The organism is Vibrio sp. A1-1 (genome assembly GCF_021728175.1).
Lineage (GTDB): Bacteria > Pseudomonadota > Gammaproteobacteria > Enterobacterales > Vibrionaceae > Vibrio > Vibrio diabolicus.
In genome coordinates this window covers 209,565-221,153 of sequence record NZ_JAKKCL010000008.1, presented here as the reverse complement: position 1 = coordinate 221,153, position 11,589 = coordinate 209,565, and the positions used below count along the sequence as shown (strand labels likewise).

Sequence of the window (11,589 nt, the reverse complement as noted above, 5' to 3'; positions counted from 1 at the left end):
TTTAGGGGCTTTCTTTCTGCTCATAACAAACAGGATGAAGCACTGGAATGATCACTCAATAGCCAAAAGTGGATCAAGTGCTGAGTGTCACACTTTTTCTGTCAATATGGGCTCGGTGAACACTTACCTTTGATCGGCTTCATGGGTGTTGTGGTTGGTTCTGTTATTTCCTATGTGGCAACATACAAATTTAAAAAGTTGGAACTTGAAACGAACGAGCGGCAAAAGCAAAAAGAAAATTTGAACTTAATCTACTGTTCTTTCTTGTCAAAGGTGTCAACTGCGATTAGTGCCCTAGATTTAGATAGCTCTAAAAACTACTCAACTTATCTCTCGCCAATCAACGAGGATCTCGTTCTTATTGAATTATTTAGTACTAACGAAGTGTATGACAAAGCTAGCTTATTAGTTTCAGAGGTGACCGATTTATTTGCAGATGAGCCTTCGGCTACTTTTGGTTCGTTCAACAGACTGAAAAGTGACTTCGTAAATGCGGTTAAAACTCAGGATAAATCAAATGTATGACAAAAAGAGCTTAATGCGCATAAAGCTACCGCCTAAGGTTGAGATAGGCGGATTTTCATGTGAGATGTCGTTATTTAAACTCTTTTAGAACTTCTTTTTTAACTTTGTTCCATTGGTTTTCATCATCGAATTCTTCGACAAGCATTAGGTCGTGAAGGTAGATACTATCTCCCAACGTTTCCCCTGATTTACGAACAAAGCACTTAAAGATACGCGCCGAGCCAAATATAGGGTTTATGCCAAAAGCATATGCTACACAACCGACTTCAAAGCGTTGTTTTTTTCCAAAAGCGTTTGTTGATACAACCGATAAAGTGTTAGTAATCGTTTGGTCTTTGACTATAGTCTCAGAGTCAAGGATTTTGATTTCTGCGACAGCGTCATTAATAAGTTCATAAAATTTCTTAGTAAACGTTTCTAAAGGCACTGAGGCATTCTTTAACCCTTGTACAGTTCGTTCTTTTACTATTTCTTCTAGGTGTTTTTTTTCTTCTCCTGAAAGCGTTGGGTTTAAACCTGCTAGAATGACATCTGCTTCTTGGTTGAATGATTCATCGTCCAGTTCACAGGAAAACTGAGATATAGCATTAGAAATATCTTTCTCTAATTGTGTTTTTTTTGCCAAATACAAAGCATCTCTTAGGGAATCACGCTCTTTTATCAATTCATCTTTATTATGTGAGGCTGACTTTCTATAATCTTGTAACGCGATGAGTTCAGCTAAATAGTCTTGCTGGTATGGATCATCCTTGTATTTGGCTATTTCTTCTACAAGGGAATCATCACCTTGCCAACCCCAATCACTAATTTTTTTAGTTATCGCTTCAATTTCATCCGTGTCATGTAGAATGTTTTCGTAAATATCTATAATTTGTCTAAATGCAGTCGCACCATTGAATTGCTGTTTAACTCTGTTAACTAATTGCTCTGGAGTCTCATTATCTTTGATAACGTGACCACAATACTTTGTGCTACCAGTTTCTATAACTAAGTTCTTGTTAACTTGTGTTTGCAAGTACTTTTCATAGATAGCATCTTTGTTAACCAAACCGACAAGGCCTGTAGCTGCAACTATGATTACAGGTGCTAAAAATTTAATCATTAGAGTCTCTTAAGTATAAATTCATAAAATATCGCTAATAGTACTGCATAGTCATACGTAGGCATAGTTACATGACAAATAAGGATAGATGTCGCGCCGCTGACATCTTATCCGGGTATTGGACAAACCTGACGCCACTTTATTTAGTAGATTATTCGATGAAGATTGAAGCGGACTACTCCTGAGCTATCTACACCATTAGCTTTGGACATCGAGTTAAGCGACTTTTCCATACTGTAAGTAATTTATGAGATGCTAATATTCTAATTTCCGAAACTCATTTATGTCCAAAAGCGAGTTTCAAACTTTGTTGTCACACTTTCGTTGGATAGCCACATTGATTGAGTCTAAGTGTCGATCTTTATTGTCAGTATTGGGTTCTTTTAGCCACGATAGTAACGCACTTCGGAAATAGAAAAGTTTCAAACTTTAATGTCCTCCGACACTTTGTAGTTCAGAGTTAAGATTCTATTTAAATAAGGAGCGTATGTTTCCCCTACTAAAACTAATCTATAAACTAACCTACAATTAGTGTCCGACAAACGTTCCCTTACTGGCTGGGTATTAATTAATCACTCTGCCTCAAGCACCTTAAATTGCACGTCCTGGCATATGACATCGATAAATTAGACACTTTTCTGTAGAGGAAAAGTGTCTAATCTGAGAGAAAGCTCAGTGAAGAGAATCTCTTAACTTAAGAAGGGGGTCTAAACGGCAACTATACCGAGAATGCACCTTCCCAAACGATTTGGCGGTAGCGTTCAGGGTTTGTGTCACCTTCAGTACTGAAGAGTAGGACTACCGATTCTTCACTAAGGCCAACATTTCCGTTGTGTTTGACGATTTCGTTCAGTGCTCCAAGAGTAATCGCACCTGACTCACCGCTGGTGATCGCTTGATCGCCGGCCAGTGGGTTACCATACATTCGCATACCTGTTGCAGAGACATTGTCCTCTACAGCGATAAAGTAACGGCTGCAATCTCTTAAAATTGGCCATGTCACAGGGTTAGGTTCACCACAAGCTAGACCTGCCATGATAGAGCTAAGGTCGCCTGTCACGTTAACCATATTTCCTGCTTCGCTGGTACCAGAGCGATAGATACAATCTGCGGCTTTTGGCTCTGCGATGATAGTGTCAAACTTAGTTGGATCCAGCCTATCGGCTAAGTAACCTAATACGCCACCGGCCATCGCACCAACACCCGCTTGGAGAATGACATGGCTAGGCGCGTCAAAACCAAGTTGCTCTACTTGTTCTACAGCTTCGTCGGCCATTGTCATATAGCCTTGTGAAATCCAAGTTGGGATCTCTTCATAACCGTCCCAAGCGGTGTCTTGTACTAGCATCCAACCGTTGGCTTGAGCGGTATCATTTGCCAAACGCACGGTATCGTCGTAGTTCACTTCGGTCACGATACACTCTGCACCCAAGCCACGAATGCGATCGACACTAGCCTGAGGCGAGCCTTTTGGCATATAAACAACCGCCTGTTGTCCCATTTCACGCGCTGCCCAAGCCACGCCAGTACCATGGTTGCCCGCTGTCGCGGTTGCAAAGGTTAACGGTGCTTCCAGTTTTGATGAAACGGTTTTCAGGTCGATCTCTGCGATATCGACATTAAGGTGTTTTGCTAACTGACGACCTAGAGCGTATGAGCCGCCAAGCACTTTAAAGGCGTTAAGCCCAAAGCGCTTCGATTCGTCTTTTACCAAAATGGCTTTTACACCAAGTTGTTTTGCTAGTGCTGGCAATGAAACGAGGGGTGTTGGCTGGTAGCCGTCGATCTGAGAATGAAAGGCACGGGCTTGTTTGGCTTGCTCAACACTAAAGAGTTCGCTTTTTTTCCCGGAAAAGAATGAGTTTTTAGATAGATTTAGCATAGGGCACACTTAATGAATAACGTTGGGAGAAGAAAAGGCCATCGAGAGGGAATGACCTTTTCGTTGCATTTTATTTGATTACGTAAGCGATCGCTTCTACTTCAACAAGCGCGTCTTTTGGCAATCTTGCCGCCTCTACACACGAGCGTGAAGGCGCGTTTTCAGTACCAAATACTTCAGTATACACTTCGTTGAATGCAGCAAAGTCTTCCATGTCAGATAGGAAGCAGGTTGTTTTCACCACGGTTTCCATGGAAGCGCCAGCTTCTTCCAGCACTGCTTTTAGGTTTGCAAGTGACATGCGAGATTGCTCAGTAATGCCGCCTTCCACAAAAGCCATGGTCTTAGGGTCTAACGGAAGTTGACCAGATGTAAATACTAAATCTTGGAAAACAGTGCCTTGAACATAAGGGCCGATAGCTGCTGGTGCATTGTCAGTATGTACTTTAGTTTTCATTTTTAATCTCTTGCCTCTTTAACTTTTGACGTCGGAAGTTAACTTTATCAAACTTTACTTCCGATCAGGTAACTTTAGTTAACGTTATTGACGTATGTCATTTTGAGAGTGGCTTTTTTATTCAAGATAAAATCAACTCTTGGTAACTATAAAACTACTTTTATTCGACTGGGTCAATAGTAAATTTAACTACATGTCACTTTGGCGAGGCTTTTGTCACGATTTTATGTCAAAAATCTGTATTTTAGTTAACTATGGTTAACCCTGCGTTTTGGGTCACATTATTTAACTAAAATATTGGTAGACTACCCTCGTACCGTTCACAATTATTAACTATAAGACTTAATTGCTCCACAACTAAGTCGAATAAGAACAAACAAAGAGGCTCCAATGAACAATTTCCTGAATCGTGGGTTTGACCAATCTGAATTTGAACACCGTACCCAACGCGCTCAAAAAGTCATGCATGACAAAAAGCTGGATGCAATGATTTTTACTACTGAACCAAACGTTCGTTACTTTACTGGTTTTCATACCCAGTTCTGGCACAGCCCAACGCGCCCTTGGTTCGTTATTGTTCCAGCTGAAGGTAAGCCTATCGCGATCATTCCAGAAATTGGCGCCAGTGGCATGGCGGGTACTTGGATTGACAACATCATTACTTGGCCATCGCCTCGTCCAGAAGATGACGGCATTAGCTTGGTCGCGAGTGCTCTGAACTCATTGCCTTGTCGTCACGGCCGAGTGGGCGCGACGCTGGGTATCGAGTCTCACCTACGTATGCCAGTGAACAACTACCTGCAACTGACCACCATGGTTAAAAAGGACTTTGTTGATGTGTCTCTAGAGATGCATGAGCTTCGTCAAATTAAGTCTCAAGCGGAAATTGAGAAGACACGAGAAATCTGTCGCATCACCAATGTCGGCTTTAACAAAGTCCCACAATACGCCAAAGCCGGTATGACGGAGCGTGAGATCTGTAAACAGTTCCGTATCGACATGTTGTTAGAAGGCGCGGATGAGTGCCCATACATTATTGCGGGCTCAGGTCCTGATGGTTACGACAGCATCATCATGGGTCCAACAGACCGCATTATTGAACCGGGTGATGTGTTGATCATTGATACCGGTGCCGTTCGCGATGGTTACTTCTCAGACTTTGACCGTAACTGGGCGTTCGGACATGCGAGTGAGCAGACAAAAGCGGCATACCGAGCGACTTATGAAGCGACGACCAAAGGTTTTGAAGCCGCGAAACCAGGTGCGACAACGACGGATATCTATAACGCGATGTGGAAAGTGCTAGAAGCGAACGGTGCACTGGGTAATGACGTAGGTCGTTTGGGTCATGGCTTAGGCATGGAGCTGACGGAGCGCCCTTCAAACACGGCAACAGACAATACGGTGTTGAAGCCGGGCATGGTGATGACGCTAGAGCCAGGCATGGTTTACGCACCGGGTAAATCTATGGTTCACGAAGAAAACATCGTCATTACTGAAGATGGCGCAGAGTGGCTATCTGAGCGTGCGGAACCTGAACTGATCATTATCGATTAATCCCCCCAAAGTACTTCTCTGTCTGCCTGATATTCAGAGAAGCACCTAGACGAGAAAATATTATGGAAACCTTACAAGAGTTTAAAGATTGGGAAATTAGCCTGTCGCATACACAAGCCCCTCGGATTGATCGGGTGCATATCGGGCTAGTTCAACTGAGCACGGATCATTCACTAGAAATGGACTGGGCAAAGTTACTGGGAACGCAGGCGGGCGTTTTTAGTTCTCGTGTTTATTACAGCAGTGAAATGACGCCAGAAGCGCTGGATCAAATTGCCACGGGTATCAGTGAAGCATCGGATCTGATAGCTACGGGTTTACCAATGGATGTGATGGCCTTTGGCTGTACCTCTGCCTCAATCATTATAGGGGAAGAAAAGGTTGGACAACTGCTCACGAAAAACCGTGGAGATATTCCCGCAACGAACCCATGGACAGCAGCTCAAGCTGCATTTAGGCACTTAGGCGCACGCAAGATCGCCGTATTCTCTCCTTATCCAACAGAGGTGAACTTCCCTCTCTATAACCAATTGACCGCTGCTGGGTTTGAGGTGTGCATTTTAGGTTCATTGGGGATCGAGAAGGATACCGACATTACCAAGATCTCTAAAGCATCCATGTTGGAGGCGTTAGAAACGATCTTGCCGGAGTCGGGCGCAGACCTTGTGTTTATGTCCTGCACTAACCTTCGCGTTCTCGATCATATCCAAGAAATTGAAGACAAGTTCAACATCCCGGTAGTTTGTAGCAACTCGGCTATGTTCTGGCATGCCATGCACCTAGTCGGCAAGAAAGCTCAATGTCCAGGTTACGGAAAATTACTAAATTTATAGGAAAGAATAATGAGTAACACAGTAAAAGGCTGGATCGCAGCCATATTTATCGGTTTGTTGTGGGGTATTCCTTGGATTGTGGGAACACCGATCTTAGAAGTTATGGACGCTCAAGTGTTAGTTTGGGTTCGTTATACCGTTGCTTTCATTACCCTGTTTGTCATTATCAAGGTCAGTAACGCGATTGGTAAGCCACAGAAAAAAGTCGACTTCAAACTTAACTGGGAAAATCGCCATGATATCTTTTGGGCTGCTTCTTGTGGGATTATTGGTCAGGGCGCATTTAGTTTCCTGTCGTTTCTGTCTTTGGACTATATCACTGCATCTGAAAATGGCGTTATACAGGGGCTAATCCCAATCATCATCCTTTGCGTGGGTTTCTTGCGTCACGGTGAACGATTTACTGTACTGCAAATTGTCGCGGCGGTTGGTGCGTTTGCAGGCGTAGCGATTTTGGTGATGGATCCATCGGTCGAAGGCAGTGGTTTTAATATTGGCCACTTAATCTGCCTTGGTAGTGCGGCGAGTTTCTCAACAATGGCTTATGCACGGGCTAAGCTTGCAGAGAAATACGGTTCAGTTGCGACCATGTATCATCAGTTCGTATTTGCCGCGATTGGCTTCGGGATCTACTTGCTGTTTGTTGGTGCGGACTTCTCTTCTGCTCTAGGTATTTTCTCTTCTCCATTGCGTATTATTTGCATCACTATTTTGGGTGTCGGTATTTCTGGTATCAGTTACCTAATTTATATCTATGCAATGGAAAGAGTCGGTGTAGACGGTACAGGTATGGCGCTGAACTTAATGCCATTGTCTTCGTTTGTACTCGCGGTGTTCGCTCTTGGTGAAGCGGTAACGTCAATGAGGTTGCTAGCGATTGCGGTCGTTATCGGCTCCATGATGATGTTTATGAAATTTGCTCACAAGAAAGCGCCAGAAGTTGAAGCACAACTGGCTGAGAGCAACTAACCATAACCATGACAAATACTGCTAAGGGATGGATTGCGGCGATTTCAGTTGCGTTGTTGTGGGGTACCGAGGGCTCTTTAGCAACCTTGCCTCTCAGCGTCATTGATGCGAAGGTCCTGGTATGGCTACGCTATGTGATTGCTTTTGCCGTATTATTCATCGTCTTGTCAGTGTCTCTTTTCTTTGGACAGTCGCCAAAGAAACCAAGGCAAGTTTTTCGGTTTAGTTGGCACAATCGTAGAGATGTTTTGAAACTATTTTTATGTGGTGTCGTCGGCCAAGGATTATTTAGCTTTTTCTCTTTTCTTTCCCTTGATTACATTACTATTTCTGAAAATGGAGTTATTCAAGGGTTGGTCCCTATTGCCATTCTATTGATGGGTACGCTGTTCTATAGCGAGCGGTTTACCTTGACTCAGATGGGGGCTGCGTTTATTGCTCTCGTTGGGGTGACGTTATTGGTCTTCTCACCTTCAAGTTCGAAACAAGGATTTAATATTGGTCATTTCATTTGCTTGTTGAGCGTGGTGAGTTTTGCTTCGGTGACTCACCTACGGGCACAACTGGCTCAGAAGTACGGTGGGGCTCAGACAATGTTTTACCAGTTCGGTTTTGCTGCTCTGGGGTTCTTCTTTTACCTACTCTTCGACGGAGTAAATTTTAGCAGTATCCAGTTATTACTTACCCCTTCTTATAAACTGCTCTGCGTAATGATATTAGGAACTTGTGTATCCGGATTAGGCTATCTGGTATACATCTATGGTATTGAGAGGGTTGGAGTTGATGGGAGCAGTATGGCTTTAAACTTAATTCCAGTATCTGCCTTCCTAATTGGAACTTTTGTTTTTAATGAAGAGCTGACAATACTTAGAGTGGTTGCAATGGGATTAATTGTTGGCGGTATGGTTATTTTTGTTAGGCCTTCGTCCAAGAAGCATCAAGTGGCTTTAAGCGTCAACAATTGAATATTAAGCCTCACTTATTGTGAGGCTTAATTTTAGGGTCCGGGGTAAACGCCCGTTAGGCTTTGAACTCTCTAATGTACTTATAGATTGCATGGCGTGTAATACCCAAACGTTCAGAAGCTAACCCGGTAGCCTCTTTTAGTTCGAAAATACCATTATCAAATAGGACCTTAGTGATCGCCTTATTTTTGCTTTTTAAATTGATAGAAGCGTCTTTCTGTACTTCTTCAACCGCATGTTCAAGGGCTTGCTCAATAACATCAGTAGCCGAAGAGCTAAAGTTTTCATGTACACCAACATGAGGTAATGAAGCATCTGGCATTAAAGTTTTGATAATTTCAGGGAAAGGGTGTGATAAGTTCATATTAATACAGAACAGCCCAATGGGTTTACCATTTTCCCCTGCAAGCACACATGTTGTTGATTTTAAGAGTGAGCCGTCTTTACTGTTAGTAAAGTAGCTTTTAGGAGTTACTTCCCCTGTCCTTTCGAATGCGCTTAGCATTCGCAATCCCATATCTGTGATTGGTGATCCCACTTCACGACCGGTGTGATGTCCGTTGACGATCTTCACTACGGACTTTTCAAAGCTCTCAAACGAGTGAATAACCACTTCACAGTGCGGACCGATAAAGTCTGCAATGGTTTCCGCTAGTCGAAAATTGGACTCAAGATATTGTCGATCAATTTCAGTGAACTTGACGTTAAATGACTTATAAGCTGATGCATTCATTATAGACCACTACTGTTAACTTTAACTTGAGGTTTATTGTCCCTTGATGTTCGCTGGAAATCAACCCGTACATTAACTAAATGTAACCAGTCTCATCTTGCTTTCAATGTCTTTCAACTTTTTAGTTCACTAAAGGAAACTGAGCTTGATGGAAATCAAAGTTAAAAGGGATTTTTAGTCTCAATAGTGAACAATAGTTAACTGTAGGATCCGGGTCACATTATTTAACTCAAATATCAGTAAACTGCCTTCATACTGTTCACAAATATTAACTATAAGACTTAATTGATCCACAGCTAAGTCTAATAGAATAAACAAAGAGGCTCCAATGAACAATTTTCTGAATCGTGGTTTTGACCAATCTGAATTTGAACACCGTACCCAACGCGCTCAAAAAGTCATGCATAACAAGAAGCTGGATGCAATGATTTTTACCACCGAGCCAAATGTTCGTTACTTTACTGGCTTTCATACTCAGTTCTGGCACAGCCCAACTCGCCCATGGTTTGTAATCGTGCCAGCGGAAGGAAAACCAATTGCGATTATTCCAGAAATCGGCGCCAGTGGTATGGCAGGTACTTGGATTGACAATATCATTACCTGGCCATCGCCTCGTCCAGAAGATGACGGCATTAGCTTGGTCGCAAGTGCTCTAAACTCATTGCCTTGCCGCCACGGCCGAGTGGGTGCGACGCTGGGTATCGAGTCTCACTTACGTATGCCAATGAACAACTACCTGAAATTGACCACCATGGTGAAGAAGGACTTTGTGGATGTGTCTTTAGAGATGCATGAGCTTCGTCAAATTAAGTCTCAAGCGGAAATTGAGAAGACACGAGAAATCTGTCGCATCACCAATGTCGGCTTTAAGAAAGTTCCACAATACGCCAAAGCCGGTATGACGGAGCGTGAGATCTGTAAGCAGTTCCGTATCGACATGCTGTTAGAAGGCGCGGATGAGTGCCCATACATTATTGCGGGCTCAGGTCCTGATGGTTACGACAGCATCATTATGGGTCCAACAGACCGCATTCTTGAACCGGGCGATGTATTGATCATTGATACCGGTGCCGTTCGCGATGGTTACTTCTCAGACTTTGACCGTAACTGGGCGTTCGGACATGCGAGTGAGCAGACAAAAGCGGCATACCGAGCAACTTATGAAGCGACGACCAAAGGTTTTGAAGCTGCGAAACCAGGTGCGACAACGACGGATATCTATAACGCGATGTGGAAAGTGCTAGAAGCAAACGGTGCACTGGGTAATGACGTAGGTCGTCTGGGTCATGGTTTAGGTATGGAGCTGACGGAGCGCCCGTCAAACACTGCAACAGACAATACGGTGTTGAAGCCGGGTATGGTGATGACACTAGAGCCAGGCATGGTTTACGCACCGGGCAAATCGATGGTTCACGAAGAAAACATCGTCATTACTGAAGATGGTGCGGAATGGCTATCTGAGCGAGCTGAACCTGAACTGATTATTATCGACTAAATACCCAATTATAACGACAAGCCACGCGCGAGGTTCGTGACGTTGGCCATAACGTGAAACGAAAAGGACTCAAAATGAACACAGCAAATAAAGACACATTTTTAGGGTGGGTTGCTGCGATAGCGGTAGCGTGCATTTGGGGCGTTACAGGCGTGGTTTCTAAGCCTCTTTCTATGGCCGTCGATCCAATGACTTTGGTATTTTTCCGATATGTCACAGCGGTTATCGGCTTATCAATTATTTTCTGTTTTACGTCGCGCAGTAAGAGTTTAAGTGTGGACTTGGGGTCGTCACTGAAAATTGACAAAAAAGATATCGGTCGAATTGCACTATGCGGCATAGTAGGGCAAGGGGTGTTTTCACTATTTAACTTCCTGTCATTGGCTCACATCGGTGCCACAGAGAACGGTGTTATTCAGGGTATGCAGCCATTCGCTACCGTCTTCTTTGGTATGATGTTCATGAACTTCCGCATGAACAAAATCCAATGGGGTGCATTCATCGCATCGGCAGTCTGTATTTACGCGATGAGCGTAGGGCCGACGAATACAATTGAAGGTGGTACGCCGTTACTAGGCTATGTGTATGTTACTTGTTCAATGCTTGCGCTTGCTTGGACGGCTCACCTTCGTGCGAGCCTGGCAGACAAATATGGCTCAGTGGTGTCTATGCTATACCAGTATATTTCGGTAGCAGTGATGGGTATCTTCGTGGTATTTGCAATGGGTCTAGATCTGTCTCAAATTTACATCATCTTCTCTAGCCCATTACTGATTGCTCTGTTGATTTTCCTTGGTACTGGCATCTCAGGGGGGAGCTACCTTATTCAGCTTTACTCTTTCAAACGCATTGGTGTTGAAAAATCAACGATGGCTCTCAACCTAATGCCTCTTGTCGGCTACCTTGTCGCGGTACTTACACTGGGTGAACAAATGGCGATGGGCAAAACCATTATTGTTTCGTTAATTGTTGTTGCACTTTACGTCTTCACAAAATACGAGACAAAAGAAGAGCAAAACCTAAAAGCACAAGAAGCTTAAACCTAACTATAACTAATAATATGGGAAGCTA

General features: G+C 43.5%; 11 protein-coding genes. 7 read left to right on the top strand and 4 right to left on the bottom strand.

From position 1 onward, the window contains the following. The first annotated feature begins 141 nt into the window (after positions 1-141). Entirely contained in the window at positions 142-525 is a 384-nt protein-coding gene (locus tag L3V30_RS13725; protein ID WP_125653104.1) for a hypothetical protein, read from the top strand. Between the two features lie 70 nt (positions 526-595). Here L3V30_RS13725 and L3V30_RS13720 read toward each other — a convergent pair whose 3' ends face one another. The 3 genes from L3V30_RS13720 to L3V30_RS13710 all read right to left on the bottom strand — a co-directional run bounded on the left by L3V30_RS13720 (position 596) and on the right by L3V30_RS13710 (position 3,966). Next, on the bottom strand, positions 596-1,627 hold the full coding sequence (locus L3V30_RS13720; protein WP_140150479.1) for a hypothetical protein: 1,032 nt from the start codon (positions 1,625-1,627) through the stop codon (positions 596-598). A 718-nt stretch (positions 1,628-2,345) separates the two neighbouring features. Further along, on the bottom strand, positions 2,346-3,509 hold the full coding sequence (dpaL, locus tag L3V30_RS13715) for a diaminopropionate ammonia-lyase (protein ID WP_237309108.1): 1,164 nt from the start codon (positions 3,507-3,509) through the stop codon (positions 2,346-2,348). A 70-nt stretch (positions 3,510-3,579) separates the two neighbouring features. Then, positions 3,580-3,966: a RidA family protein gene (locus L3V30_RS13710; RefSeq protein ID WP_213871519.1), complete on the bottom strand. Its 387-nt coding sequence runs from the start codon at positions 3,964-3,966 to the stop codon at positions 3,580-3,582. Positions 3,967-4,356: 390 nt separating this feature from the next. On the opposite strand from L3V30_RS13710, the gene L3V30_RS13705 reads away from it, so the two are divergent. From L3V30_RS13705 to L3V30_RS13690, 4 genes are all read left to right on the top strand, one after another. Next, on the top strand, positions 4,357-5,523 hold the full coding sequence (locus L3V30_RS13705) for a Xaa-Pro peptidase family protein (protein WP_237309107.1): 1,167 nt from the start codon (positions 4,357-4,359) through the stop codon (positions 5,521-5,523). 62 nt (positions 5,524-5,585) lie between these two features. Continuing rightward, a complete protein-coding gene (locus L3V30_RS13700; RefSeq protein ID WP_237309106.1) occupies positions 5,586-6,356 on the top strand; it encodes an Asp/Glu racemase in 771 nt (256 codons plus the stop codon). Positions 6,357-6,365: 9 nt separating this feature from the next. Beyond that, positions 6,366-7,325, top strand: a complete 960-nt coding sequence (locus L3V30_RS13695) for a DMT family transporter (protein WP_237309105.1) — start codon at positions 6,366-6,368, stop codon at positions 7,323-7,325. An 8-nt stretch (positions 7,326-7,333) separates the two neighbouring features. Next, on the top strand, positions 7,334-8,290 hold the full coding sequence (locus tag L3V30_RS13690; RefSeq protein WP_237309104.1) for a DMT family transporter: 957 nt from the start codon (positions 7,334-7,336) through the stop codon (positions 8,288-8,290). Between the two features lie 55 nt (positions 8,291-8,345). Here L3V30_RS13690 and L3V30_RS13685 read toward each other — a convergent pair whose 3' ends face one another. Beyond that, a complete protein-coding gene (locus L3V30_RS13685) occupies positions 8,346-9,023 on the bottom strand; it encodes a PAS domain-containing protein (protein WP_237309103.1) in 678 nt (225 codons plus the stop codon). 328 nt (positions 9,024-9,351) lie between these two features. Here L3V30_RS13685 and L3V30_RS13680 point away from each other — a divergent pair, with 328 nt between their 5' ends. Both L3V30_RS13680 and L3V30_RS13675 read left to right on the top strand, forming a co-directional pair. Then, on the top strand, positions 9,352-10,518 hold the full coding sequence (locus L3V30_RS13680) for a Xaa-Pro peptidase family protein (protein ID WP_237309102.1): 1,167 nt from the start codon (positions 9,352-9,354) through the stop codon (positions 10,516-10,518). Between the two features lie 74 nt (positions 10,519-10,592). Continuing rightward, positions 10,593-11,558 carry a DMT family transporter gene (locus L3V30_RS13675; protein ID WP_237309101.1) on the top strand — a complete coding sequence of 322 codons (966 nt, stop codon included), beginning with the start codon at positions 10,593-10,595 and terminating at the stop codon, positions 11,556-11,558. Positions 11,559-11,589: the final 31 nt, after the last annotated feature.

Coding starts and splice junctions, on each gene's coding strand:
- L3V30_RS13725 (WP_125653104.1), top strand. CDS start 142: ATGGGTGTTGTGGTTGGTTCTGTTATTTCCTATGTGGCAACATACAAA.
- L3V30_RS13720 (WP_140150479.1), bottom strand. CDS start 1,627: ATGATTAAATTTTTAGCACCTGTAATCATAGTTGCAGCTACAGGCCTT.
- dpaL (WP_237309108.1), bottom strand. CDS start 3,509: ATGCTAAATCTATCTAAAAACTCATTCTTTTCCGGGAAAAAAAGCGAA.
- L3V30_RS13710 (WP_213871519.1), bottom strand. CDS start 3,966: ATGAAAACTAAAGTACATACTGACAATGCACCAGCAGCTATCGGCCCT.
- L3V30_RS13705 (WP_237309107.1), top strand. CDS start 4,357: ATGAACAATTTCCTGAATCGTGGGTTTGACCAATCTGAATTTGAACAC.
- L3V30_RS13700 (WP_237309106.1), top strand. CDS start 5,586: ATGGAAACCTTACAAGAGTTTAAAGATTGGGAAATTAGCCTGTCGCAT.
- L3V30_RS13695 (WP_237309105.1), top strand. CDS start 6,366: ATGAGTAACACAGTAAAAGGCTGGATCGCAGCCATATTTATCGGTTTG.
- L3V30_RS13690 (WP_237309104.1), top strand. CDS start 7,334: ATGACAAATACTGCTAAGGGATGGATTGCGGCGATTTCAGTTGCGTTG.
- L3V30_RS13685 (WP_237309103.1), bottom strand. CDS start 9,023: ATGAATGCATCAGCTTATAAGTCATTTAACGTCAAGTTCACTGAAATT.
- L3V30_RS13680 (WP_237309102.1), top strand. CDS start 9,352: ATGAACAATTTTCTGAATCGTGGTTTTGACCAATCTGAATTTGAACAC.
- L3V30_RS13675 (WP_237309101.1), top strand. CDS start 10,593: ATGAACACAGCAAATAAAGACACATTTTTAGGGTGGGTTGCTGCGATA.